The sequence below is a fragment of the Acidianus sp. HS-5 genome, from assembly GCF_021655615.1.
GTDB lineage: Archaea > Thermoproteota > Thermoprotei_A > Sulfolobales > Sulfolobaceae > Acidianus.
Map to the genome: position 1 here is coordinate 1,408,106 of NZ_AP025245.1, position 24,489 is coordinate 1,432,594.

General features: G+C 36.1%; 26 protein-coding genes. 10 read left to right on the forward strand and 16 right to left on the reverse strand.

The annotated features are described in order from the left end of the window. Window positions 1-301: 301 nt before the first annotated feature. Complete coding sequence (locus HS5_RS07615) at window positions 302-1,528, reverse strand: ATP-binding protein (RefSeq protein WP_236750677.1); 1,227 nt, start codon at window positions 1,526-1,528, stop codon at window positions 302-304. 265 nt (window positions 1,529-1,793) lie between these two features. Here HS5_RS07615 and HS5_RS07620 point away from each other — a divergent pair, with 265 nt between their 5' ends. After that, on the forward strand, window positions 1,794-3,620 hold the full coding sequence (locus tag HS5_RS07620) for a glycoside hydrolase family 15 protein (RefSeq protein ID WP_236750679.1): 1,827 nt from the start codon (window positions 1,794-1,796) through the stop codon (window positions 3,618-3,620). A gap of 117 nt (window positions 3,621-3,737) precedes the next feature. On the opposite strand, the gene HS5_RS07625 is transcribed toward HS5_RS07620, so the two are convergent. Next, window positions 3,738-4,580, reverse strand: a complete 843-nt coding sequence (locus HS5_RS07625) for a bifunctional 2-dehydro-3-deoxy-phosphogluconate/2-dehydro-3-deoxy-6-phosphogalactonate aldolase (protein ID WP_236750680.1) — start codon at window positions 4,578-4,580, stop codon at window positions 3,738-3,740. Then, the gene (locus tag HS5_RS07630) at window positions 4,580-5,761 is read right to left on the reverse strand and encodes a mandelate racemase/muconate lactonizing enzyme family protein (RefSeq protein WP_236750682.1); all 1,182 of its coding nucleotides are present in this window, start codon (window positions 5,759-5,761) and stop codon (window positions 4,580-4,582) included. Before HS5_RS07630 ends, HS5_RS07625 begins: the two co-directional genes overlap by 1 nt. 51 nt (window positions 5,762-5,812) lie before the next feature. Here HS5_RS07630 and HS5_RS07635 point away from each other — a divergent pair, with 51 nt between their 5' ends. Then, a complete protein-coding gene (locus HS5_RS07635) occupies window positions 5,813-6,313 on the forward strand; it encodes an NTPase (RefSeq protein ID WP_236750684.1) in 501 nt (166 codons plus the stop codon). Window positions 6,314-6,327: 14 nt separating this feature from the next. Here the strand turns inward: HS5_RS07635 and treH1 are convergent, their stop codons facing one another. Then, on the reverse strand, window positions 6,328-8,040 hold the full coding sequence (gene treH1 / locus HS5_RS07640) for an alpha,alpha-trehalase TreH1 (protein ID WP_236750686.1): 1,713 nt from the start codon (window positions 8,038-8,040) through the stop codon (window positions 6,328-6,330). A 50-nt stretch (window positions 8,041-8,090) separates the two neighbouring features. Between treH1 and HS5_RS07645 the strand changes: the two genes are divergently transcribed. Further along, complete coding sequence (locus HS5_RS07645) at window positions 8,091-8,780, forward strand: protein-L-isoaspartate O-methyltransferase (RefSeq protein ID WP_236750688.1); 690 nt, start codon at window positions 8,091-8,093, stop codon at window positions 8,778-8,780. Between the two features lie 152 nt (window positions 8,781-8,932). On the opposite strand, the gene HS5_RS07650 is transcribed toward HS5_RS07645, so the two are convergent. Further along, on the reverse strand, window positions 8,933-9,343 hold the full coding sequence (locus HS5_RS07650; RefSeq protein WP_236750689.1) for a HepT-like ribonuclease domain-containing protein: 411 nt from the start codon (window positions 9,341-9,343) through the stop codon (window positions 8,933-8,935). Continuing rightward, window positions 9,331-9,738, reverse strand: a complete 408-nt coding sequence (locus HS5_RS07655; protein WP_236750690.1) for a nucleotidyltransferase domain-containing protein — start codon at window positions 9,736-9,738, stop codon at window positions 9,331-9,333. Before HS5_RS07655 ends, HS5_RS07650 begins: the two co-directional genes overlap by 13 nt. 106 nt (window positions 9,739-9,844) lie before the next feature. Between HS5_RS07655 and HS5_RS07660 the strand changes: the two genes are divergently transcribed. From HS5_RS07660 to HS5_RS07680, 5 genes are all read left to right on the forward strand, one after another. Then, on the forward strand, window positions 9,845-11,254 hold the full coding sequence (locus HS5_RS07660; protein WP_236750691.1) for an MFS transporter: 1,410 nt from the start codon (window positions 9,845-9,847) through the stop codon (window positions 11,252-11,254). A 216-nt stretch (window positions 11,255-11,470) separates the two neighbouring features. Beyond that, on the forward strand, window positions 11,471-11,722 hold the full coding sequence (locus tag HS5_RS07665; protein ID WP_236750692.1) for a hypothetical protein: 252 nt from the start codon (window positions 11,471-11,473) through the stop codon (window positions 11,720-11,722). Between the two features lie 29 nt (window positions 11,723-11,751). Further along, window positions 11,752-11,970 carry a hypothetical protein gene (locus tag HS5_RS07670; protein ID WP_236750693.1) on the forward strand — a complete coding sequence of 73 codons (219 nt, stop codon included), beginning with the start codon at window positions 11,752-11,754 and terminating at the stop codon, window positions 11,968-11,970. A gap of 4 nt (window positions 11,971-11,974) precedes the next feature. Next, window positions 11,975-12,613, forward strand: coding sequence for an IS607 family transposase (locus HS5_RS07675; protein ID WP_236750695.1), 639 nt, complete (start codon window positions 11,975-11,977; stop codon window positions 12,611-12,613). After that, window positions 12,585-13,817 carry a transposase gene (locus HS5_RS07680; protein WP_236750696.1) on the forward strand — a complete coding sequence of 411 codons (1,233 nt, stop codon included), beginning with the start codon at window positions 12,585-12,587 and terminating at the stop codon, window positions 13,815-13,817. Before HS5_RS07675 ends, HS5_RS07680 begins: the two co-directional genes overlap by 29 nt. Before the next feature lie 121 nt (window positions 13,818-13,938). Here HS5_RS07680 and HS5_RS07685 read toward each other — a convergent pair whose 3' ends face one another. Next, window positions 13,939-14,460: a class I SAM-dependent methyltransferase gene (locus HS5_RS07685; RefSeq protein WP_236750697.1), complete on the reverse strand. Its 522-nt coding sequence runs from the start codon at window positions 14,458-14,460 to the stop codon at window positions 13,939-13,941. 30 nt (window positions 14,461-14,490) lie between these two features. Next, the gene (locus HS5_RS07690; protein ID WP_236750698.1) at window positions 14,491-15,759 is read right to left on the reverse strand and encodes an amino acid permease; all 1,269 of its coding nucleotides are present in this window, start codon (window positions 15,757-15,759) and stop codon (window positions 14,491-14,493) included. Between the two features lie 115 nt (window positions 15,760-15,874). On the opposite strand from HS5_RS07690, the gene HS5_RS07695 reads away from it, so the two are divergent. After that, window positions 15,875-17,362 (forward strand): D-glyceraldehyde dehydrogenase, encoded by a 1,488-nt coding sequence (locus HS5_RS07695; RefSeq protein ID WP_236750699.1) that lies wholly within the window; start codon window positions 15,875-15,877, stop codon window positions 17,360-17,362. Between the two features lie 42 nt (window positions 17,363-17,404). On the opposite strand, the gene HS5_RS07700 is transcribed toward HS5_RS07695, so the two are convergent. The 5 genes from HS5_RS07700 to HS5_RS07720 all read right to left on the reverse strand — a co-directional run bounded on the left by HS5_RS07700 (window position 17,405) and on the right by HS5_RS07720 (window position 20,677). Further along, entirely contained in the window at window positions 17,405-18,943 is a 1,539-nt protein-coding gene (locus HS5_RS07700; protein ID WP_236750700.1) for an APC family permease, read from the reverse strand. Between the two features lie 78 nt (window positions 18,944-19,021). Then, window positions 19,022-19,441 (reverse strand): SRPBCC family protein, encoded by a 420-nt coding sequence (locus HS5_RS07705; protein ID WP_236750701.1) that lies wholly within the window; start codon window positions 19,439-19,441, stop codon window positions 19,022-19,024. A 99-nt stretch (window positions 19,442-19,540) separates the two neighbouring features. Continuing rightward, window positions 19,541-19,804, reverse strand: a complete 264-nt coding sequence (locus HS5_RS07710) for a DNA-directed RNA polymerase subunit M (protein ID WP_236750702.1) — start codon at window positions 19,802-19,804, stop codon at window positions 19,541-19,543. Between the two features lie 272 nt (window positions 19,805-20,076). Continuing rightward, on the reverse strand, window positions 20,077-20,472 hold the full coding sequence (locus HS5_RS07715) for a PIN domain-containing protein (RefSeq protein ID WP_236750703.1): 396 nt from the start codon (window positions 20,470-20,472) through the stop codon (window positions 20,077-20,079). Next, window positions 20,438-20,677: a hypothetical protein gene (locus HS5_RS07720; RefSeq protein WP_236750704.1), complete on the reverse strand. Its 240-nt coding sequence runs from the start codon at window positions 20,675-20,677 to the stop codon at window positions 20,438-20,440. The genes HS5_RS07715 and HS5_RS07720 overlap by 35 nt, the downstream gene beginning before the upstream one ends. Before the next feature lie 740 nt (window positions 20,678-21,417). Here HS5_RS07720 and HS5_RS07725 point away from each other — a divergent pair. Continuing rightward, window positions 21,418-21,783: a DUF302 domain-containing protein gene (locus HS5_RS07725; RefSeq protein ID WP_236750705.1), complete on the forward strand. Its 366-nt coding sequence runs from the start codon at window positions 21,418-21,420 to the stop codon at window positions 21,781-21,783. 305 nt (window positions 21,784-22,088) lie between these two features. Here HS5_RS07725 and HS5_RS07730 read toward each other — a convergent pair whose 3' ends face one another. The 3 genes from HS5_RS07730 to HS5_RS07740 are packed head-to-tail and all read right to left on the reverse strand — an operon-like array spanning window position 22,089 to window position 24,328. Next, window positions 22,089-22,499 (reverse strand): PaREP1 family protein, encoded by a 411-nt coding sequence (locus tag HS5_RS07730; protein ID WP_236750706.1) that lies wholly within the window; start codon window positions 22,497-22,499, stop codon window positions 22,089-22,091. Continuing rightward, window positions 22,456-22,833, reverse strand: a complete 378-nt coding sequence (locus tag HS5_RS07735; protein WP_236750707.1) for a PaREP1 family protein — start codon at window positions 22,831-22,833, stop codon at window positions 22,456-22,458. The genes HS5_RS07730 and HS5_RS07735 overlap by 44 nt, the downstream gene beginning before the upstream one ends. Before the next feature lie 31 nt (window positions 22,834-22,864). Then, a complete protein-coding gene (locus tag HS5_RS07740) occupies window positions 22,865-24,328 on the reverse strand; it encodes an amino acid permease (protein WP_236750709.1) in 1,464 nt (487 codons plus the stop codon). Window positions 24,329-24,489: the final 161 nt, after the last annotated feature.

The following is a 24,489-nucleotide window of genomic DNA, read 5'->3' on the forward strand; positions in this document are numbered from 1 at the left end:
ACTTGTTTTTCACATAAAAAGGTCGGTAAAGTCAGCGTTGAGTTGAAGTGTGACTATTGCGGTGGTGTAATTAAGGGATCTCCTTTAATTCTTAAGTAAGGTAGAAAGACGTATTATGCTTATTGTAAAGCCTGCCTTGATGGACTGAAAAATCGAATTAAAAACAAGAGGGATTAAGTTTCGTAATTTCCGTTAGCTGGAATATCTCTAGAGGCTTACTTTAGAATATAATAATATATTAACTTACCAAACTCTTGATAAATTTAGCAATGAAAAATTGTTATCCAACGTTTAAGGTTACCTAAGTAAAGCTAGGAGAACTACTCAATAAAAATTTCCAAATAGGGATGAACTTTATCTTATTAATTTCGTCTTCATAATCCCAAGTTATAACTACCTTCTCCTTGGATTCTATTTTCTTTAATCCTTCAATTTCTCTCTTATTAATCTCGTCTTTTCCAGAAGCGTAAGTTACTTGTATTGCTTTATTATTAGTTACAAAATCGACCTCGTAATCTCTCCCCTTTAAGTAAAAGAGCCTTTCACCCATTCTAGCCAAGTGTAAAGCTACAAGGTTTTCCATGATCCTTCCTTTTGAGCTGTCTAGCGCTATTGAAGAAATAAATCCTGGGTCAACAACGTAAACTTTCTTTGGTGACACTAATCCTTCTCTAGGCTTGTCTGTAAACCTCTCTGAAGTCAGTATTACATAAGCGTTAATTAACCCGTTAAACCACTCTTCCACAGTATTATTACTTAGCTTTAACGTTTTTGATAACCTGGATAATGAAATCTCGTTAGCGTAGTACTTTATTACGCTAACGGCAAAGGCTTTAAAGAGTTCTATCCTCTTAATCTTTAACCTTTCTACTATGTCTTTATATACGATGTCAGAGAAAATTGAGAAAATGAAGTCCTCGGATATTTTTAAAACTTCGGGAAATCCACCAACTTTAATATAATTCTCAAGTTCCCTCTTAATTTGAGCCTCAGATCTTGAGGAGTAAACATTACCGATTCTTTCTAGCTTCACTCCTTTAAATTTGAGATATTCATGGAAAGAAAAGGGAAATAAAGTGAAATTAATATGCCTTCCAGTTAACGCTGTAACTAGCTCTCCAGAAAGTAGCTTAGAATTACTTCCGGTTATGATTATCTTTTTACCATCTTCCCTTAATCTGTTTACGAATAATTCCCAACCTGGAACGTTTTGAATTTCGTCAAAGAGGAAATAATTAACGTCGCCAAAAAGCTCGTAAATTGCCTTTTCGATATTATGTAAGTCTTCGACTTTTACGTTAGCAAGCCTGTCATCGTCAAAGTTAACGTAACCAAAGTTTTCTCCTCTCAGTATCATTTCAGCCAATGTGGACTTTCCGCTTCTCCTTACTCCTAGAATAGCCAAAACGTTAGGTTGAGAAATGTATTTTTTTAAATCAGGAACATCTCTTTCTATAATCTTTTCTTTTTCAAATTTTCTCTCTAACCTACTCTTCTGGTCAATTAGCACCTGTTTAATTTCGTTCATAGTAAAAAATTTCCCTGAATCTTTATAAGCTTATGCAGTATAGTGAATAAAACTTACGAGAAATTAGTGCAGTATACTGAATAAGATAAATTGAATAAAAAATTGAGAAAAGAAATTAACATAGTTAATAAGGTATAATTTTAGCTTATTAACTCTATTCTTATCTCCATCTTTCTATGCTCTTTAGTTATATGCAGTTATTTTGGCTTATTAATGGTTTCAATTTAACTAAAAGTTAATTAACTCTTTCATCTTTTATTAAATTATGAGATTAGGCTTTACGTCTAATGGTAATATCGCTGCATTATATGATAATAACTTCTACATTAGAGAACTTTATTATCCTTATTTAGGGCAATATAATCATTCAGTAGGAGGATACTTTAAGATAGGAATATGGCATGATGGAAAGTTTACGTGGATAGACCAAATTAAGGATAAGAAAATTTACATGGATAATTTGATAGTTAACGCGGAAATTAACTGGGATGGCTTAAAAATAAAGTTCTCTGATGTCGCAATATTTTCTCACAGTGCAATAATAAGGAAAGTAGACGTCGAAGGTCAAGGATACGTAAGAACAATATTTTACCACGATTTTAAGTTAAACGGAAATGAAATTGGAGATACTGCATTTTATGACCCAGGGTTAGATGCTATTATTCATTATAAAGATAATACATGGTTCTTAATAGGTTCTTCTCATAATTTGTACGAGTATACTACAGGTAGAAGAGATCAGAAAGCAGTGTTGGATGACTGTGAAGACGGAGTTTTGAATAAGAATCCTATAGCACAAGGTTCAGTGTCTTCAGCTGTTTCTATTGCTTATCCTTCATTTTATTATTTTATAATAGCAGGTAATAGTTTCAGCGACGTAGTTAAGACTTATAACGAAATTAAGGAGAACGTGGAGTTTCATTATAAGAAGAATAAATTTTATTGGGATTCTATAACTTCTTGGTTGCCTGATTACTTAGCTAAAAATAGCTTAGCCATAATGCTAGGGCATGTAGGAGATAACGGCGCAATTCCGGCTTCTTTAGATACTGATATACTAAAGTTTAATCTAGATACTTATGCTTATATATGGCCTAGGGATGCAGCATTAACTGCTTACGTCCTGGATATGGCAGGATACTCGTCTTTTACCAGAAAGTTCTATGATCTTGTATTTCATAAATTATTTAGTGGTGGATATTTATTCCAGAAATATAACCCTGACGGGACATGGGGGAGCACTTGGCATCCTTGGACTGCAAGAACTAAAAACTCATTTAATATTCAAGAAGATGAGACTGCGACTGTAATATGGGCTTTCTGGAATTACTTTGTAAAGACCAAGGATTATGATTTACTTAAGGATACTTATCATATAATTAGAGATGCAGCAAATTTCATGTCTAGTTTTAGGGATGAAAAATTAAAATTACCATTAGAGAGTTTTGATCTTTGGGAGGAAAAACTTGGCGTTCACACTTACACCGTAGCGTCAGTATACGCAGGATTAAAGGCTGCTAGTAATTTTGCTAACGTTCTAGGCGATGAAGAGAACGCTAAAAAGTGGAACGATGTTGCAGAAGAAGTAAAGAATTCATTAAAGACTTACATGTTTGATAAAGAAAGGGGAATATTTTACAAATTTATTAATATAGATGACGGTAAGGTAACTTCTGTAGATAAGACTGTAGAATCTAGTATTTTAGGAATAATTACTTTTGACGTTTTTGACGTTAATGATCCGGTTGTTGATAGTAGCGTTAATGAGGTTATGAAAAAGCTGTGGGTTAAGAACGTAGGCGGATTAGCTAGGTATGAGAATGATTATTACCAAAGAGTTGAAGGGAATTATAACGAAATTCCAGGGAATCCTTGGATAATAACTACAATATGGTTAGCTCAGTATTACATTAAGAAGAAAGATATATCAAAAGCAAAGGAATTGTTAACCTGGTCTGAAAAGCATTCGTTCTCAGGGTTATTGCCAGAGCAGTTAAATCCTTTTAACGGAGAACCTCTTTCGGTAATGCCATTATTATGGTCTCATGCAGAATACCTTAAAACTTACTTAATGATAAAACAGTTTAACTAACAAAATCTATAATGTTTGAAAAATAATATATAAAAAGTAGTTTTTAACAATAACTAAAGTTAATAATAGTTTGACAGTTTAAATTATAAAGATCTTAGATAGACTCAAGCTTAGCATTCACGAACTCCATATATTTCTAACTTTTTCGACAAGTTCCTTTACTCTATTCTCTTCCAACGGAAACATTGGAGGTCTAGGTAATCCTACGTCATAGCCTTGAAGTTCCCTCACCAAGTAATACATTGAGGAAATCTTACCGTAAGGTATCGTAGTTTCGTCAATCTTATCAATTTTTAGTTGAAGTTCTACGGCCTTCTTCACATCTCCTGCCTTTACATATTCTCTCAATTGAGAGAATAACTCAGGCATATAATTACCTGCACCTACTACTGTGCCGTCTAGGACACTAAAAGAAGCAATTGCAAGGTTCTCCAGTCCGTTATAAGTCTTTATTCCCAATTCTTTATATTTTATTGTGTGGGCAAAATCAGGGTTCGTGTCCTTAACTCCTGCTATACAGCCAATTTCCTTAACTAGATTTACGTCAACGTCTTTTCCGGTAGCTCCCGGATAGTTGTAAAGGTAAACAGAATGTTTACTAACTTCGCATATTTCCTTAAAGTATTTTACTATAAATTCCTTTGGAATTGAAAAATAGTACGGCGGGTAAGAAGCAACAGCAATCATATCCCTCTCATTGGCGTATTTCACCAGATCAAGGACTTCATTCATGTTAAGAGATCCAACCTGGAATATAACCTTGTTAGTAACGTCTAAAGCTAGGTCGAGCATTTTCTTCTTCTCATCCTTTGATAATGCAGGACCTACTCCAGTAGTTCCGTTAACGAAAATTACGTCAATCCCTTTCTTAAGCAAATTCTCAACGTGAGTCTTTACCTTTTCTCCGTCAATTTCCCCTTTCTCATTAAAAGGAGTTAAGATGGGAACTATAATATCCATCAGTATCCCCTCCAAGTGTTCTTAACTACCCATACTGGTTCTTCTACAACGTCAAGAGGAATAGGTTCAGCTTTTAGCTCCTCAACGAGCTTCTCATTAACGTCAACTCCTATGCCAGGCTTATCTGGAACCTTAACGTAGCCGTCTTCTACTGGAGTTCCGTTATAAACTAAATCCCTCTTCCATTGCGGGAACCAGTCGTAGAAGTTTTCCAAAATTAGAAGGTTAGGAATTACTGCACTAAGTTGAACTGAAACAGCGTTCTGTATTGAACCGAAGGCGTTGTGGAATGCAATTTCAACGTCATTTGCCTCAGCTAATGTAACTACTTTTCTCGCTATAGTAACTCCTCCTATGTTTGTAATATCCGGTTGTAAAACATCAGCTAATCTATTATCAATGTAGAACATTGCCTCCTTAAGGCTTATTAACCTCTCTCCCAAAGCCACGGTAACTTTAGTTGAAGATCTGTACTTTTTATAACCTTCAATGTCCTCGTGGTGTACTGGTTCTTCCATAAAGAGTGGGTTGTATTTTTCCAGGACATGCGCAATTTTTATAGAGGAGTTAGCGTTAAACCTTCCGTGGTGTTCAATCATTATGTAAACTTCATCACCTACTGCTTCTCTAACTGCTTTAACTCTCTCTTCTGCCTCTCTCAATCCTTTTTCATCTATCCAGTCGTAGTATTGACCAAATGGATCAAACTTCAATCCTTTGTAACCCATCTTTACTATTTCTTTAGCTTTTGTAGCAAAATCGTCAGGAGTAACGCAGTCGGAATACCAACCGTTTGCGTAAACTAAAACTTTGTCTCTAAATTTCCCTCCTAAAAGCTTGTAAATAGGTGCACCAAGCTCTTTACCTAAAATATCCCATGAGGCAATGTCTATTGCAGAAGTTGCAGTTGCTGACTCAAAAGACCTAGCTAAATAAAAGTCCTGCCTGTACCACTCGTGGTAATTCTTTTCTACTTCCTCAACTTCCTTACCTATGAAGGCCTTTGAAACTTGTTTTATTGCATTATATACTGAAATTATCCTCAGCGTTGGTACTGCTTCACCGTAACCTACTGCACCGTTGGAAGTAGTTACTTTAACTACTATCATTGTAGAAGCCCATGTAGCTCCTCCCTTTTCCTTAGAAGTTAATACGATAGGTTCTATTTCTTGGATCTTCATATAAAGTAATAGAAGCAAATAATCTTAAACTTTATTCCTTTATTTTAAGTTGTGAAGAGAATTTTTATTACCGGTAGACCGGGAGTAGGGAAAACTACCCTCCTTAAGTTTTTAGTTAATGAATTGGTGAGGAGAGGGTATAAGGTCGTAGGATTTTATTGCCCAGAAGTTAGGGAAGGAGGTAAAAGGGTAGGTTTTAAAATAGTCAGCATTCCTTCAGGAAAAGATGGTTGGTTGGCTAAATTAGGTGAAGGTAAAATAAAGGTAGGAAAATACGCTGTGCAAGAAGAGGCTGAAGAAGTTGTGAAAGAGGTTAAGAACTCTCTTCCAACTGCTCAGGTTATAGCAATTGATGAAATCGGTCCCATGGAGTTATCAATTCCCTCTGTAAGGGATTTTATAAATGAAGTTTTAAAGGCGGAAAAGCCCTTAATTGCTGTAGTACATAGGAGTATTAAGCTTGAAGGAGAGACTTATATCCTAACTGAGGAAAATAGGGATTCATTAAGGGGAGAATTGCTTGAGAAGGTTCTTGGAATGTTGCGTTCTTAATAGATGGTTGTAAGTTATGCCTTTGTACTTTCCTCAATTTCCTTTATTAGGTTAACTATTTCTGCATGGACAAACACTTGCGGGAAGTTACCAGTAAATTCCTTCTTCTCAACATCTACATGCTCTCCTACAAGCTTCAGACTGTCGGAAATCTCCTCTATACTCGAAAGGATCTTCTTTGCCTCCTCAATTTTCCCTAACCTTACGTAAACTCTGGCTAACCAAAGTGTAGTTAAAAGGAACGGATGCTTAGCCTCTCCCATGAAGTCTGTCTTATATCTTTTGACGAAGTTTCCTACCTTAAGTTCCTTTTCAATCTTTGATAATGTATTCAAGAACAGTTCGTCTTTCTCGCTTACAAAACCGTATAGAGGGGCTGAAAGTATGGATGAGTCTATATCCTCACTTCCCGCAAATCTTGCAAAATAGCCATTTGCTACGCAGTTTTCTAAAATCCATTTCCTTAACGACTCTCTACTTTCCTTCCACCTATCTTCCTTGCCTATATATTCCGCAAGCTTCCCTGCTCTGTCCAAAGCGACCCACATCATTATTTTAGAATGAGTATAGTGTTGAGGTTCTCCTCTATCCTCCCATATTCCTGAGTCTTTCATTAGCCAATTTTCGGAAACCCAGTCTGCAATATGTTCAACCTTATCAAACACATCCTTTATTAATACACTATCTCCGGTCTTCTCAAAGTACTTGTAGACTGCATTTAAGAAGAACCCTTCAACGTCGAGTTGTATTTGTTTTGATGCCGCATTTCCTATCCTAACCGGCCTTGAGTTCTTATATCCGGATAACCACATTAATTTAACTTCAGGAGGAGGTATAGTTCCTTCCACCGTGTACAAAGGATAATAGAACGGCTTAGAAGTGAAATTAACTAAGGAGAGGAGAAAATTGATTATTCTCCTAGCTTCTATAATGAACCCTGCATTAATTAAAGCTTCAGCAGTTATTGAAGAATCCCTTACCCAGGCAAAGCGGTAATCCCAGTTTCTCGACCCTCCTACAGCTTCTGGTAAGGAAGTTGTTGGCGCAGCAATTGAAGCTCCGGAAGGGGAATAAATTGACCCTAAGAGTACGTAAACTGAAGATCTGTAAAGGTCTTCAAATGCTTTAGACTTTACTTCAAAGCTTTCCCAATATTTTATAGTATTCTCGAAAGGTTTTTCAAAATCCAGCCTTAGGGACTTTCCTCTTTCGCTGAAAGCTCCGTGTTCTTTGTCTGTTGAATAATTAGCTATTAAGAATCCTTTTCCTTCAGAAAATCTCCAAGTAAACGATCCTTCTCTCTTAACTTTTCCGTCCCATTTATAGAGGAAACCTATGCAGTCCCTTCCCTTGGAGTTAATGAAACTGTCCTTCAATACTATAGGCCTATAAAGAGCATACTTAAAGAAAGGTTTAAAAACTACTTTAAAGGGGATTTCGCTCTCTACTTTCCTTATTATTACAGTTTCTCCTAAAGGCAATAAATCGGTAATTTTAAGCAATCCTTTTTCAGTGCTAACTTCAGTAGTTAGCACTAGGGGGTGTTCATAATATTGTTTAATACCTAGGGAAACTTTCTCCGGGACTATTGAGAACTCTCCTCCATCTTCATCCAAGAGTTTTGTAAATATTGATGGCGAGTCAAACTTAGGTACCGGAAACCAGACTATTGAAGTTCCTTGAATAATTGCGGAAATCCTCTGGTTTGATATAAAACCTAACTGCATACAGTAAATTCTCTCGACAAGATTAATACTTTATTTCCCCATTTTCACTTATGAAAGAGGAAATTGCAAAGAAGATAAAAAACAGAGAACTTCTAGAAGCATTCAAAAAAGTTGATAGGTCATTATTCTTACCAGAGAACTTGAAGGATTATGCTTACACTCACGTTGATGAGGCACTCCCTATTTTGCCCGGAATAAATACTACAGCTTTAAGTTTAGGAATTTACATGCTTGATGAGCTCGACCTTCACAATGAGCAGAAGGTTTTGGAAATAGGTACTGGAATAGGATATTATACTGCATTAATTGCGGAAATTGTTGATAAGATTGTTAGCGTCGAGATAAACGAGAAAATGCATAATTACTCCTCTAAGCTTCTTTCCTCTTACAGTAACGTAAAGCTAGTTCTGGGCGATGGGACTCTAGGTTATGAGGAAGAAAGACCTTATGATAGGGTAATAGTCTGGGCTTCATCTCCCACTCTCCTGTGTAAGCCTTACGAACAACTTAGGGAAGGAGGAATAATGATTTTACCGATAGGAATTAGTAGGGTACAGAAGCTTTACAAGGTAGTTAAGAAAGGAAATAAACCAGTATTTGAAAACCTTGGGGAAGTATTGTTCGGAAGAATTGGAGGGCTTTACGGTTTTTATGACGATTACGACGATATAGAGGATAGGTTAAGTAGGTTGGAGAGGCAGATAAGGTCTATCTTTAGTAAGTTAGAGAAGAAAGTTTAAGGGTAATTCAGATTTTCTTTATGAATTCGCTTTGTTTCTATAATTTAAGAGAAAATATTACGATCATATTCGTCAAACGCTGTATGATAATTTAATTGAAAATCTCTTTCTCTCTTATTATAATACACAATGGGTCAGTGAATCGCCTAAGTTTAGCAATCCCAGTAAGCTTTAGCCCTTTCCCTTAATTTATACGCAATTTCTAGGATTTTTCTGTACTCTTTATTTTCCATTATCTTCTTGATAAAAATTGGGTTAACCGTGGCGTACTCGTGTACAATTATGTTCCTAAATCTCACTACTGAAATTAGGAAGTCCCTTTCCTCAGCTGTCAGCAAGTTATTCTCGAAAAGTTTTCTAATTGACTCTCTATATCCTTGAGTTGAAACTCCCATGTTAGATAAAAGGGTTTGAGCTAAGTCGATGAAAGCTCTAGCTTGGACTTGAAGTAAATGTAACACTGCAAATAGGTTAAACCGGTTATCTAAATCTACATTGTTTGCTTCGTCAAGTTTATCAGTATAATCTTTAAGGTTCTCAAGTAGTCTGTCTAAGATTGCCATTTCTTCATCACTGCCCTCACTTCCCTCCCTACTAAATCAAGTTTCTTAGCATCTATTAAAAAGTCCTCACAAACTACAGCCCTCCTGTGTGCAATAGACCAGGCTTCTTTATAAAGAATTAATCCGTAGTTAAACACTTCATGAATCAGGTAGCAGTCGGTGTCGTCGTTTATCATAACTAAGTCAATCTTTTCAGTATCTAAGTAATCAGAGAGATCTTTCCACAATTTCATGTAGTCTTCAAGGCTTACGTCCTTCTTTTTAAATTCTACTGCAATATCAACGTCGTTACCTTCACCTTTCTTAGCCAGTGAACCGAATAGAACTACGTAATATAAGTTATAGTCCTTCCAGTTAAAGGACTTAAGTTTCTCTAAGTAATCTTTAAGGTTCACACATTATATGAGAAAAAGGAAGTAAAAAGCTGATTTAGTATTTAGTCAGAAGTATGGTGCCGAATTATTAGTTAACCTTAAATTAACTTCTTTAACATTGTTAACTATGAACCAGAAAATTATACTTTTAGTATTATCATTAGGAACTTTAATGGCAGCAGTAGATACAACAATTGTACTTTTAGCTTTACCTACAATAACGCTCTGCCTTCATACGAACCTATTCTCATCAATATGGGTATTATTGGCTTACTTAATAGTCTTGGCAGTTCTATCTACACAAGCTGGGAGGATAGGAGATTTAATAGGCAGAGGAAAGATATACAATGCAGGATTTATACTGTTTACAACAGCCTCAGCATTAGCAGGTATTTCTCCTAACGTGTGTTTGCTAATTTCCTTCAGAGTAATTCAAGCAATTGGAGGAGCTCTACTTACTGCAAACTCATACGCAATAATTGCTGACGTCTTTCCTCCTAATGCTAGAGGGAAAGCTTACGGAATAACCTCCTTAGGTTGGAACGTTGGCGCATTACTTGGTATAGTGCTTGGAGGAGTGCTTACTACCTTCTTGGGTTGGAGGTTCATATTCTACATTAACGTACCTATAGGCATAGCGTCAGTAATTCTTGGCTTGAGAGAAATAAGGGACTCCCGTGTTATAAAGAATAAGCTTGACCTGACAGGTTCTGCAATTTTAGGTGTATCATTAGCTTTAATCTCAGTAGGTGCAATGATGATAGCAGGAGTAGGAGTTAACTCTACTGACATTGAAGAAATAATTGCTGGGATAGCTCTATTACCTCTCTTCGTATTTAATGAAAGCAGAGTTCATTCTCCAATAATTAACCTTAAGGTGTTTAGAATAAGGCTTCTGTCTTTCTCTTTGCTAGCAAGTTTATTCCAAGGAATAGGTGCACTGTCAATAACCTTTTTGCTCATAATGTACTTACAAGGAGTTAGAGGATTGACTCCATTACAGTCATCTCTTCTTTTAACTCCAGGCTACGTTGTCGCAAGCGTGCTAGCTCCTTTCATGGGAAGAGTAGCTGACAGAGGAAAGCCCGGATTACTAGCAGGGATAGGATTAATATTCATCTTTGCTTCTCTCATGATCTATTACTTTGATTTAACACCTATAACTCCTTATTGCATAATTCTAGGAATAACTGCAGTGACTGGAATAGGCTCTGCAATGTTCTGGCCTTCTAATGCTACTGCTGTAATGTTCTCTGCTCCTAAAGAGTACTACGGTTCTATATCTGGAATTTCAAGGACTTTAGGCAGTATAGGTACTGCGTTGAGTTATGTTATGACAATTACCGTAGCAACTTTGGTAATACCCAGGCAAGTTGCCTTTGAAATATTTCTAGGAACTAACGTTCTTGATGGTAACGTTAGTAATGCATTTGTTAATGGTCTGCATTTTGCTTTTCTCGTTTCTGCAATAATAATAGTTATAGCTACACTATTCTCAATACTCGGAGGATCTACTAACGTTAAAAGGTCTTATTAAATTTTTAATTTAATATTTTTAGATCATATTAATAATTTCTTTAAGAGCTAAATAAGTTCTACTCATTTTCTAAGGCTAATTGAAAGTTATGTAAACATTTCTAGAAGTATATATTCACCATTATAATGTAAAATTTTACTTAACATACTTATACTGCTCATATTTCCAAGAAAGGTTTAAGTAAAACGAAATACATAATGATAAAGAGTGTTTTTTATGACGGAAGAAAAAAGGATACATTCTAACGTACCTTTTAGGCTCTACAGATTACCTTGGTCTCCTTGGCACGTATTAGTTGTAATAGCATTAGGAATAACCTGGATTTTAGATGGTCTTGAAGTAACTATAGTAGGAGTTATTGGTGACGTTTTAGTGAAGCCTTGTACATTACACCTCACAGATTTCGATGTAGGATTTTTAGGTACAGCTTATCTAATAGGAGCAGTTGTAGGAGCTTCTCCTACTTAACAGATAGGTTCGGAAGGAAAAGACTATTCATGGTGACCTTAGGAACGTATATTGCAGGTACTGTAGCCTCAGCTTTCTCTTGGAATTTCTTATCAATTGCATTATTTAGGACTATAACTGGTTTAGGAGTAGGAGGAGAGTATTCTGCAATAAATTCTGCAATTGATGAATTAATACCTGCAAGAGTTAGGGCTGAATCCTTTTTTATGTTGATAGAAATCTTTTTATGTTCATTTATTTCTAACTAAATTCGTGGAGAGGCTGTTAAGACCTAAGGAGGCTTGCCAACTGTTAGGAATTTCATACTCAACACTCTTGAGGTGGATTAGGGAAGGCAAGATTAGGGCAGTAATGACTGAAGGTGGGAAGTATAGGATACCCTACAACGAGGTAAAGAAGTACTTGGAGAGGAGGGAGGAGAGTAGGGCAGTAATTTACGCTAGGGTATCATCGACTGACCAAAAGGAGGATTTGGAGAGACAAATAAACTACTTAACAAATTACGCGACAGCGAAGGGTTACAAAGTAGTTGAAGCGTTAAAAGACGTTGCTAGTGGGTTAAATACGCAGAGGAAGGGACTGCTAAAGCTGTTCAAACTAGTCGAGAGCAGAAGTATAGACATCGTGTTAATAACATACAAGGACAGACTGACCAAGTTCAGCTTTGAATACTTGGAGGAGTTCTTCTCAGCAATGGGAGTCAGGATAGAGGTAGTTTTTGGCGAAGAGCCTAAGGACACACGAGAACTCGTAGAAGACCTGATCTCCATCATAACCTCATTTGCTGGAAAAATTTATGGAATGAGGAGCCACAAGAAGACGTTGTTCGTACAGGGCGTAAAAAAATTGATTGGTGAGTTAAATGGAGAGGACAGTAAAGCTGAGGGTTAAAGTGGACTACGAGACCTACAAGAAGCTGAAAGAGGTAGAGGAGGAGTATAAGGAGGTTCTAGAAGAGGCAGTAAATTATGGGCATACAAACAAAACTACCTCCTTCACTAGGATAAAGGCTGGGATTTATAGGACTGAGAGGGAGAAACACGTGGATTTACCGTCACACTATATTTACACGGCTTGTGAGGACGCCAGTGAAAGGTTGGGCAGTTTTGAGAAAATGAAGAAGAGAAGCAGGGCTTATACTAACAGACCGTCGATAAGGAGAGTGACAGTACACTTAGATGACCACTTGTGGAAGTTCAGCCTTAATAAAGTCTCGATAGCTACAAAACATGGTAAGGTTTCTCTATCTCCACTCTTCCCTAAAATATTCTGGAGGTACTACAATAGCAGTTGGAGGGTTGCAAGTGAGGCTAGGTTTAAGTTATTAAAGGGTAATGTTGTGGAACTCTACATGATCTTTAAGAAGGACGAGCAAAAAACTTACACTCCCCAAGGCATTATCCCAGTAGACTTAAATGAAAACGCTATATCACTCCTAGTTCACGGGAAACCAGTACTTTTAGAGACTATGACGAAGAAGACCACTCTCGGTTATGAGTACAAGAGGAGGAAAATTACTACTGGTAACTCTACTAAGGATAGGGATACGAAGAGGAAGTTAAGGAAATTGAGGGAGAGGGATAAGAAGGTAGACGTTAGGAGGAAGTTTGCTAAGCTAATCGTTAAGGAAGCGTTGGAAAGTAGGAGTGCCATAGTCTTGGAGGACTTACCAAGAAATACTCCAGAGCATATGATTAAGGACGTGAGGGATCCTCAACTTAGGTTGAGGATTTATCGTTCTGCATTTTCTTCTGTAAAGGGGCAGATTATAGAGAAAGCTAGGGAGTTCGGTGTTCCAGTGATTTTGGTCAACCCAGCATATACTTCTTCCACATGCCCAGTACATGGCTGTAAGGTTCTCTACCCGCCCAATGGGAGCCCTGCTCTAAGGGTGGGTAGGTGTGAGAAAGGGGGAGAACTGTGGCACAGGGACGTAGTAGCTCTGTATAACCTCTTGAGGAGGGCTGGACATGTGAGCCTAATGCCGTTAGGCTCGAAGGAGTCCCATGACCCACCTACCGTAAAATTGGGTAGGTGGTTGAGGGCTAAGTCCCTACACCAGATTGAAGATAAAATGATTGAAATGAGAGTGTAGAGACAGACGGGAATAGAAATGCTCTACGGAGTTAACGCGGAAAAGAAAAGCCTTGAGGAAGTTGCAAAACCGTTAACAGAAGTTGAGGAAGTAGGAGAATAAAAACGATTAAATTCTTTTTTTAACTCCTTCTCTTTAATACTAAACCGAAATGATAAGGTCCGACTTCAAATTCTTTTTCTAAGTAAAAATCAGAGAATACTCTCAAGTAGTCCTCTTTACTCATCCTTATATTTTTAGGTGGTCCTAAGCTAGCATCCTTCTTCCAGTCCACAATGATTACTTCACCTTCAGGCTTAAGTATCCTTTTAACTTCTTCGTAGACCTTAGTCTTGTCTCTCATATCGTGAAAAGAATTTGCAAAGAGCACTATATCTACCGATGAAGTAGGTATAGAAGTTTTGCAGGCATCTTCATTGAGGAAAATTGCATCCCTTGTAAGACTTTTAGCAACTTCAAGTAATTCCTTGTTTTTATCAACACAGTAAACCTTCTCAGCATACTTAATCAAGTATTGGCAATAGTATCCTGGACCGCAACCTAACTCAGCTACGACACCGTGGATAAGTGAAGGGAGGAATTTTTCTGGGTCTTCGAACTTTTTCCTATCTTTACTTAGCAAGTGGGTAACAAATTTATCCATAAAATATATTGTCTTCTAAATTTAAAAACGTTAACTTAATTTACCGTGTGGGTTTAAAGTTTTACCTTTTTCTATTACATTAATTTGAACATGAACCTCATGAAGTAGTAAACCTATTATTAAAGAAAGTGCACCAAGCATTAGGCTATCTTTACCAAGCGAAGCTATTACTACTAAGGACAGCACTATGGACAATATCTGGAGTAAAGGATATGCAGGAGATGAGAACTTTCCGGTAATTCCCCTCCTTCTAGATATGATTACCGCAGCGGCAGTAGTGACGTAAGAGAAAACTGTACCGAAATTAGAAACTAAGCCTATCAATTCAACGTTTCCAAGTCCCAGAGAGGCAACCATTATTCCCAATACTACTACTGCGGAAGGCAAATTCTTAGAGAATCTTCTGGGTATTAAATCATCGTCAGCCATTTGTTTTAAAGTCCTTACAGTAGCGATTATAGTTGAAAGCGTAACTGTAACTGTCGCAAATACTGCAGTTGACGATACTAGGATTATGACGTAATAAGGTGCGTGAATTTCCTGTAAAGCGAAGGATAAAGGATTTCCTTGAGTACCGTAAATTTGCCATGGTAGGATGTAAAGCATTGAGAAAACTACTAGGATGTAAAGTACGGAAGTAATGATCAGCGAGAGTATTATTGCCTTAGGCACTTTTCTCTCTCCGTCTTCAACGTCAGGAGTTAAAGTAGCTATAGTATTAAACCCAGAATAAGCAAAAAAAGCTAAGGAAGCTCCGGAAAGTATTCCTTGAGTTCCGTGAGGAGCTATAGGAGTAAAGTGAGAAGGGAGGAATTTTCCTACTATGATTGCGAACGAGATGAAGGAAACTAAACCTATTATATTTATTATAACTAACACGGTCTCTATTTCTGAAGCAAGCTTTAATCCAGCAAGGTAAATTAATCCTAGAATAATTATCAAAAGTCCAGCAATTAAATAATCTAAAGAAGGAAAAGGTAAGTAACTTGCGAAGCCTAAAGCTGTTGCAGCGCCAGAGACTGAATAAGATATCATCCTCATCCAGCCAACTAAAAATCCTACAGTATCTCCCATAGTCAGCTTAGCAAAGGAATAAACTCCCCCCTCTGTCTTGGGGAATTTAGATGCAAGTTCTGCACTGTTTAAGCCAATGCTCATTGCCAGTAATCCAGTGATAATGAAAGACAGGAGAGCTCCTGGACCAGCTAAATAAATTATGCTTCCTGCCATTACGAAAATTCCTGCACCTATAATGTTACCTAAGCCTACTGCAGTCGCTTCAAGTAAGTTTAGTTTCACAGAAAGAGAAAAAGGCTTCAGCTTTTAAAAAATTAGAGGAAATTAACACTGTTAATTTCCACTTTTAGTAAATGAAGTGAGTATCATTTTTAAAGATCTAAGTAGAATATAATGTATGGAGAAAACTCAAGAGTTATTCATTAATGGGGAATGGGTAAAACCTTCTTCTGAAGAATACTTAAATAAGTATAATCCCTCAACAGGAGAGCTCTACGGAAAATTTGCTGCCGCATCAAAGGAGGACGTAGATAGAGCAGTTGATGCAGCTTACGACGCTCAGAAAAAATGGGAAAAATTAACTTCAGTTGAAAGGAGCAAGTACATATACAAACTAATAGATTTGATAAGACAAGACAGAGAAAGCTTAGAAAACTTGTTGATGGATGAAGTAGGAAAGCCGAGAAAAGAAGCAGCACAAGAGGTAGACGGTGTTTTAGACCAGTTACAGTATTACGCAGAATTTGCAAGGAAAATTACAGGCGACGTGATTGAAGGAACAAAGCCGGATAGAGTAATATTCCAGTATAAGATTCCTTACGGAGTAGTCTTAGCAATAACTCCGTGGAATTTCCCTGCAGCCATGGTAGCTAGGAAAATAGGTCCAGCATTAATAACCGGTAACACCGTAATTGTAAAGCCAAGTTCAGATACTCCTTTCGTTGCAGGCTATATAGTTGAGAAGGTAAGACAAGCAGGATTTCCTCCAGGAACTGTCAATTTAATCACCGGTAAAGGAAGCGTTATAGGAGATTACATGACTTCACATAAAAAGATCTCTGTAATTACTTTGACTGGAGAATCCAAGACTGGCGTTCAAGTCATGAAATCATCATCGTCAATTATGGCTAAGCTTATCTTAGAATTGGGAGGTAAAGCTCCATTCATTGTATGGAAAGATGCTGACTTAGAATTGGCAGCAAAAGTGTTAATGTGGGCTAAGTATTGGAATGCAGGACAATCTTGCATTGCCGCAGAGAGACTTTACGTTCACGAGGACGTTTATGATAAGTTCCTTAATTTATTTATAGAGAAAACAAAGACATTGAAGATAGGAGAACCGAGAACAAGTGACATGGGGCCTCTAATAAATAACCAACAGTTAAAGAAAGTGTCCGGATTTGTAGATGAGGCAATAAACCAAGGTGCAAAGGTAATATACGGAGGAGGAAAGCCTCAATTACCCGATATGTATTCAAAAGGATTCTTCTACATGCCAACAATACTTACAGACGTTAAACAGAACATGGAAATATTCAGAGAAGAAGTATTCGGTCCAGTTATCGGAGCAATGAAAGTAGGAGATGACTTCGACGAAGTTATAGAGCTTGCAAACGATTCAGATTACGGTTTAGCTTCCTACTTGTTTACAAAGGACGTTAGCTTAGTGATGAAAGCTGCCAGGGAAATAAAGTTCGGAGAGCTTTACGTTAATATGCCTGGACCAGAAGCATCACAGGGCTACCATACAGGGTTCAGGATGTCAGGACAAGCAGGAGAGAACTCAAAATACGGAATAGAGGAATACGTTAAAGTAAAGAACGTATACATAGACTACAGTAAAGATCCTACTGCAGGAGAAGTAATTCCACCGTATACAGATTAAAAAGAAATTTTTTCTTTATTTGTAATAAAGTGAGAAAAATTTTTATTCTGGAGGTATTTCTTTAAACGCCGTAGAAACGTCTATTCCTTCTTTCTTATGTTTATACCACGACGCGAAGTAAACTGCTATTGCAAAGACATAAGCAGACACTACGAAAGTTAAAGTTATCATATTAACTCCACTAGGCGTCATGAAGCCGAATATTGGGTCAGTAGCTGCCTCATAAGCTAGGTACCCTAAGTATCCTGCTGCAATTATTCCTGCAATCTGCAGGATTCTTTCCTTATTCTTAAAACCGTAAATTGCTCCAGCCGATACTCCAAAGAGTAAGTAAACAGCACCTAAGATCGTAGTCCCATAAAGTGAAGATGCAGCAGATACTGACAGAACAGGGACTGTAAGTAGGACTAAAGTTATTGTAAGGTCTAGAAGGTGGGCGTAGATAGGTGAGCCGTACTTATTAACCTCTGAAAACTTTTCCGGAAGTACTCTATCGAAGGATAATGCGAAAACATATCTTGAGAACATTACTACTCCGTAAGATAGTGTGTAGAAGTTCCATAGTATTACGCCTAAGCCTATTATCCATTGAAGGACTGGATTTCCTGCCAGCGCTATAGCTACAGTCCAGAAGTTATAAATGAATGTAGGATATGCTGAGATGTTAAAATTGTATCCTGCAACTAAGTCCATTTCTAGGAAAGCTCCAGTAACTAGCAGAAAAGTTAAGAGTGAAGCTATGATTATGTTTAGTTTAGCAACTTTCTCGGCATTCCTGAATTCGGCAGAAACTGAAGGGCCTGCATTAATCCAGGGATATGTATATAGAGCGAACATTGGTAAAAGAGCTAACGTAGCAAAGATACTGAAATCTGAAGGGAAGAACACTTTGCCCGAAGCTGTAGGTATGCTAAATGCTGAAGTGAAAGGCGCGATTTTAGTAAAGAAGTCGGAAGCGTTTACAGCTATTACTGCTATTCCTAAGATTAGTGTTAATACAGAGAATATTCCTAAGCCTGTAACAAGCTTGTAACCCCAAGAGGCTTTCCTTATATTTAATGCAATTACTATTCCAAAAAATAGGGCAGAAATTCCGTAGAATGTTAACCTTTGGTCTAATGTAGGTGCACAATACGGGTTAACGAAAATGTGGGAAGCCAAGTAAAGAAGTGAAGGATTTCCGTTCAGTTTTCCTATTACGCAAAGTACTGCATTAACTGAAGATGCAGAGAAGAAGGCTATTATTGCAAAGAACGCCGTGCTTTGTATTAAGTAAGACAAAGCTAAAATAGACCCTACACTGCCGTTTATATTCCTAGTTATCCATACGTAATCTCCCCCAGTTCTTCTAATTTTCAGCGTCATTAATGTGTAGACTATGATCTGAGGGACAGATAGAACGAAAGCAAACACTGAGGCTAACCAAAGAACTCCACCTTGTCCTACATAAGGGGATATTGATTCGAAGAGTGCTTCTCCCGCAGAGAGGTTTCCTAGATTGAGCATTATTGCATCAGTTAATGAAACATCTTTTAATAATCCCGAACTTTCACGAACGAAAATTTTACTTGAGCTAGCCATTAATTAGGCGTTAATAGAAAAACCTAAAAGATTTTCTCCCTAATTTTTTAAAAAGTATATAAATTATGCAAAACGTAATTATGAAATACTTGCCTTGCTTATAGCTTCAGAAATTATTCTCTCTAACGCGTGTTCTGTGCCTTCTTTAAAGTGCTTTGCGTTCCAGTTCTCTGCAAATGATAGCAAAAGACTCATTTTAACTTTCCAAGTGGAGGTTATTTCATTATCCTTAACTTCCACTACGTTATAACCTTTTATAGGTCCAGAGAGGTAAGAGAAAGTAAGCTTTCTATTCTCATCGTCTACAGTAAGTCTTATTTTACCTTTTGAAGGAAATGCAAACCTTATTTTCCCTTCATAAACTCCTTCTCCCACTTTGTTAAGTTGGAGTTCTCTAGTTCCTTTCCAGTATTTAGGGATAGAATTTATGTCTTTAACTATTTCCCAAACTGTCAGAGGTGAAGCGTTAAACTTTCTACTTACGCTGAAAGTTATCATAAAGAATTAAAGCGTTCTGAGAATAAAAACGTATTTATGAGTAAGAAACCTGCAAGGAAGCAAAGACCCTATAGGAGAATGCATTTTGGTAGAAGATGATCAAAAGACGTAACCACAAGCCCTGCACTTATATTTCTTCCCAATTTTTATTACTACGGCATTACCGCATCTAGGACATAGATTTAGTGCAACTCCTCCTTTAATTCTTCTCCCGTCTGCAACAATAGTTACTTCCCTATCGTGGGACTTCTTTTCAGTGAATACTACGTTATCTACTCCTTTCTCTTTATATCCGCACTTTACGCAAACCATATATTCTCCTCTAGGTCTCATGTAAGATCCACATTTTGGGCAAAACTTCATGATGAGAATTTTCACAAAATAATATTAAAATCTATATGCAAGAGTAGATAGGAGTAAAAATATGATAATTCGATAAGCTAAAAATGAATTATAATCTTCTAGTTTTCGTAATTCTAAGCGTAATTAAGTCTCTTCTCTTAGTACTCATTAGATTCTAACCAGATATTAATACAACTATATAGGAAAATAGTTGTTTTAATTAATTTGTTTAATATTCAGTTTAAATATCAATTTTTAATTATATTAAACTAAACTAGATATTTAATAAATCTTTATCCATGAATAACTTTTTCTCCTAATTTTTCTCCTAACTTTTCTACATCTTTGTCGAATGATATCACAGATAAATTAAGCCTTTTTGCTACGGCTACTAAGAGTGAATCATTTATTTCGTTAATATTTAGTGTTATTGCAGTCGTGATGTCTGATTTCAAGATATGTATTATTATACTATTATCTAGGATTTCTTTAACTTTCGAAATTATAGTATCTTTTGGGATTTTTAATCTTTTAGACACAAGTATAAATTCCACTATAATATTAGGTAAAATTAACATTCTATCTAGATTATCAAGCAATTTTCTACTGATTTCATGAAATTCAGAATTTTCTAATAGATCATAAATTAAAACATTAGTGTCTACTATTGCCAAATTCTTCCTCTGCAAGTCTATCTATCTCCTCTGGAGTTAGCTTCTCTGCGCCTTCAAGTCTTATACTTATGCTCATTCTTACTTTTCCGTTTCTTTTTAATGATTCTTTTAATAACTCATTAATTAACTTGGATATATCTTTAGTACCATACTTTTCCAGTGCCAAGTTAAGTATACTTTCATATACATCATCGTCAAGTTGAATGACAACTTCCTTCATACAATTAAGATTTAGCTAGCCGAATATTTAAGTATAACATGAAAGTACTCAGTCTTGGTAAGGAGAAGAGATATTGTATAAGCTAGTACTTCCACTTTTACTATTTACTTGACAATTTTTCAAAATTTAATGAAATAAGTAAGTGTATACTTTTTAATCTTCTCAGCAAGTGTATACTCATAAAGACTGGAAAATATAGGGAATACTATTACGTTGAATCGGACAAGGATGAAATAATCAAGGTTAAGGAAATTGTTGAGAAGTAGGCTAAGGACCGTAAACCTTCTTATGAGATCTCATCTTCCAAACACTCGGTTTTTGAATCTACGCTATAAAGTATCCTTATATTGCTCGTAACTTCTATTGAGAATGTGAGGTTACGTATTTATCATTACTTGACCTGAAAAGAATTATCTAGTATTAGTAATACATTATCCAGAATAACAAATTTATCAATTCGTCTGGCATTCCACCAGTTCTTCTAAACAGTTTTCTTATTGAACATAAACCTAGTATTCCACTTTTCATAGACTGTAAGATAAGGAGAAGACATATTAAAAAATCTTTCTTATTTAGATTAATATTATATTGAAAATAATAGTTATTATGCTATTTATTTCTTCCATGAGTGTAGTAGATGAGCTTTGCGTAATTGATCTGAGCTTTCTCAAAGTATGTAGCTTTCAAATAATCTGAAGATTAAGGAAAAGGAATAAAAAAGTTGAAGCACTTTTAGGAATATGATAATTAAAGAATGTAGATTTAATTTTGATGAATGTGAGAAGATTTTAAAGAATAAAATAAAGGAAATTGGGGAGATATTTGCTGAAATAGATCACTCAAAAAACGCGAAAAATGTCGGGATATCTCTACCTAAGGATAAGGTTATAATATTCGGTAACCCTAAGGTAGGAACTTTACTAATGGAGCAGAATATAGAAGTAAGTATAGATTTACCTCTTAGGGTAGCAATTTGGGAGAAAGACGGAAAAACATTTGTGGAAGCAAGAATGCCTAGTGAAATTGCAAGAGAATATGGTATTACACATGAGATAATCAAGAAAATGGATGAGGCAGTGAATTACGTCATTAGTTCAGTGACGTAGCAGACGTTTTAAACTGCAGAATTAACAATTAACTCATTTATCCTGCTTTTATTTAACCAGAGTTTCTATAGTCTCTCCTTCTTTTGTCAATATCAAGTAAAATTTCCTTTATAATTTAGTAAAATGAACTTTACATAGAGATTTTTAAGTGTAAATTTGCTTTAGGTCATTTATAACGTTCGGAATGAGATTCTTTACTGCAATAATAGTTGTAGGATATGTAATACAATATTTTAGTCCTTTACTATCAGTGTCTATAGTAATAGGAGTATCAACTCCAATTCTTATCTTTCTAACCTTAAAGACTAAAAATTTAACGAATAACTGATAAAAGAATATGAGAATTCGAAATTCCTTTTGAGATATAGTAATTTCACGATCTTTTCCACATCTGACTTGAGAAAATTTACACTCTCTTGGCTTAGAGCAACTTCATGAAAACCTTCCACGTGCAATATCCAGGCTGATTTCCAAAGTGACTTTATACCCGGATATATTCTCTCAAGCTCATCTAATGCATCAAAGTACATTTTTGAATTCCAATGCCCAAGGCTTTTGACCTTAAGAACGGTTTTTATTGAATTCCTAAACGAAAGTATTTTTATTACTTCTTCTGCAACTTTATAATACTTCTCTGAAGTTTGAATTAAGTCACCTTTCATCAGTAGTTCGTCAGCTTCTCTCAATAACTTTTCTATTGAATCTTTCGTCAGCAATCTGGACTAATTTAGCTATACTTTCCCTATATTCTTTTACTTGTTGGGCATCTAGGTTTACTGTTATTAATGCAATTGCTGACCCCCAACTTTCAATTACCCACTTACCAAGAATTTCTGACAATTTAAATACAGCCTTATTGATTATTTCTGTATTCCAATCCTTATTTCTGACCTCAGAAATTATATCATCTAAAAGAATACCAGAAAGTATTTTTATTGCTTCTTCTGCAGCTTTATAATACTTCTCTGACGCCTGCGATAGGTCACTCCTCTTTAGAAATTCATCTCCCTCTTCTAGGTAAACGTCTGCAGATGTTTTTAGGATTTGCATTTACTCTAATCTTTTTCTCCTCTTTTTTAAATTATTCAGGCGGTATTTCCTTATATATTAAAGAGAGTTTTATTCCCTGTTTACTCCTAACCTTTTGAGATATTACGTACGTCACTGCACCGGTAATTGGCGGAATGAAAATTGAAATTATATCAAACGCAAAATTGCCTTCAAAGATCACTCCTCCGAATGTGGAATTAATTACTCCATAATATAATGTTATGAATACTACTGCGGAAAGTGCAAGTACTGAAGAGAGTGAGGTGTAAAGTATTCTCTTGTCCAACTTGTAAAACTTTATTGATGCAATAGCAACTATCAAGTAATTCCATATAACGAACCAAAGACCATCAATTGCAAAGCTTATTGAGTATCCCAGGTATACTTCAACGTAGTTGAACACCATTGATACTAGGAAAGAAAACAAGAGGGCATTAAAAGGAACTCCTTTCTTAACATCAGCTAAAAACGATGGCAATAACCTATCAAAAGATAATGAGAACAAAATCCTTGCCGACGCTCCTACATTTATCATTGCGTAAAGTAAATACCAACTTAGTGCCGTTATGAATATTAGTACTACTACTGCGGGGTAATGAATGAAAGGTAATGATCCAAATGAAAGGAGTGATGAAGTAGAAATTGGCAAATTCCAACCCGAAATAACTGCTGATACATAATTTTCCCTTCCTATTCCTATTTTTAGAGAAAGTATCAAAAGCAGGGCAAAAATTGTAGCAGTTACGTAAGATAATAAATATCCTGCTAGGAAGCTTTTCCTACTCTTCTTTATTTCACCTGCAAAGAATGAAGGAGCATTAGCAAATGCAAACATTGATAGTACAAAAATAGATGATAATGCTAAAGTTTGGGTACTGAACTTAGGATCTAGACTAACTTCGGAAGGACGGAAGGTAAGTAGACCATAAATCATTATTACAGTACCAATTATCTGTAGGAATGTCAAGTAACGGAAAGTTCTAGCGTAATGCCTTTCAGATGATGAAAGTAGGAAAGTTACTAGCACGATAAGTGTAGTTGTGGCAAATAACTCTACAGGAGAAGAGAGTATGGAATTTGCAAAGTTAATCAATACCTCATCACCGAGGCTATAGCCTATTGCTTGTAACCCCGGTACTATTACCATTATGACTTCAAGCATTGCTAAAACTGGAAATCCCATCATGAAAGACATTAACAGTGACATTCCTAATACACTCCCTGCAAAAGGGCCGAAAGCTCTAGAAACGTAAACGTAATCTCCTGCAGATCTAGAGATTATTGAATTTAATAAATAATAATTAAGTACAAGTGGAATCATTAATACTGCTCCAAGGATTACTGAGAGTATCCAACTAGACTCTGGAAGGAAGGCTGAGACGAACAACGGATAAGATACTCCTGCTGCAGGTCCTAAGAACGAGAAGTTTAATGCGAATGCGTCTAAAGCTCCAAACTCCTTTACGAGTCCAGTAGAATCTCTTAGGAACTTCATAGGCTTAAGTTAAAATTCCTCCTTAAAAGATTAGAGTACTTTAGATATGTTAAAAACGATTTCTTTTACTTACTCATAGTTAGTAGCCTATCTGATTTCTATATATTTCTATATAGTTTATATAACTTATATATAGAAATATATACATAATGTACATTATA

Excerpts from the sequence above, each read along its gene's own strand:
- HS5_RS07670 (WP_236750693.1), top strand. The coding sequence starts at position 11,752 with ATGGTGACCTTAGGAACGTATATTGCAGGTACTGTAGCCTCAGCTTTC.
- HS5_RS07680 (WP_236750696.1), top strand. The coding sequence starts at position 12,585 with ATGGAGAGGACAGTAAAGCTGAGGGTTAAAGTGGACTACGAGACCTAC.
- HS5_RS07650 (WP_236750689.1), bottom strand. The coding sequence starts at position 9,343 with ATGGCAATCTTAGACAGACTACTTGAGAACCTTAAAGATTATACTGAT.
- HS5_RS07645 (WP_236750688.1), top strand. The coding sequence starts at position 8,091 with ATGAAAGAGGAAATTGCAAAGAAGATAAAAAACAGAGAACTTCTAGAA.
- HS5_RS07705 (WP_236750701.1), bottom strand. The coding sequence starts at position 19,441 with ATGATAACTTTCAGCGTAAGTAGAAAGTTTAACGCTTCACCTCTGACA.
- HS5_RS07735 (WP_236750707.1), bottom strand. The coding sequence starts at position 22,833 with ATGCAAATCCTAAAAACATCTGCAGACGTTTACCTAGAAGAGGGAGAT.
- HS5_RS07710 (WP_236750702.1), bottom strand. The coding sequence starts at position 19,804 with ATGAAGTTTTGCCCAAAATGTGGATCTTACATGAGACCTAGAGGAGAA.
- HS5_RS07740 (WP_236750709.1), bottom strand. The coding sequence starts at position 24,328 with ATGAAGTTCCTAAGAGATTCTACTGGACTCGTAAAGGAGTTTGGAGCT.
- treH1 (WP_236750686.1), bottom strand. The coding sequence starts at position 8,040 with ATGCAGTTAGGTTTTATATCAAACCAGAGGATTTCCGCAATTATTCAA.
- HS5_RS07630 (WP_236750682.1), bottom strand. The coding sequence starts at position 5,761 with ATGAAGATCCAAGAAATAGAACCTATCGTATTAACTTCTAAGGAAAAG.
- HS5_RS07695 (WP_236750699.1), top strand. The coding sequence starts at position 15,875 with ATGGAGAAAACTCAAGAGTTATTCATTAATGGGGAATGGGTAAAACCT.
- HS5_RS07625 (WP_236750680.1), bottom strand. The coding sequence starts at position 4,580 with ATGGATATTATAGTTCCCATCTTAACTCCTTTTAATGAGAAAGGGGAA.
- HS5_RS07665 (WP_236750692.1), top strand. The coding sequence starts at position 11,471 with ATGACGGAAGAAAAAAGGATACATTCTAACGTACCTTTTAGGCTCTAC.
- HS5_RS07620 (WP_236750679.1), top strand. The coding sequence starts at position 1,794 with ATGAGATTAGGCTTTACGTCTAATGGTAATATCGCTGCATTATATGAT.
- HS5_RS07685 (WP_236750697.1), bottom strand. The coding sequence starts at position 14,460 with ATGGATAAATTTGTTACCCACTTGCTAAGTAAAGATAGGAAAAAGTTC.
- HS5_RS07660 (WP_236750691.1), top strand. The coding sequence starts at position 9,845 with ATGAACCAGAAAATTATACTTTTAGTATTATCATTAGGAACTTTAATG.
- HS5_RS07720 (WP_236750704.1), bottom strand. The coding sequence starts at position 20,677 with ATGAAGGAAGTTGTCATTCAACTTGACGATGATGTATATGAAAGTATA.
- HS5_RS07615 (WP_236750677.1), bottom strand. The coding sequence starts at position 1,528 with ATGAACGAAATTAAACAGGTGCTAATTGACCAGAAGAGTAGGTTAGAG.
- HS5_RS07700 (WP_236750700.1), bottom strand. The coding sequence starts at position 18,943 with ATGGCTAGCTCAAGTAAAATTTTCGTTCGTGAAAGTTCGGGATTATTA.
- HS5_RS07725 (WP_236750705.1), top strand. The coding sequence starts at position 21,418 with ATGATAATTAAAGAATGTAGATTTAATTTTGATGAATGTGAGAAGATT.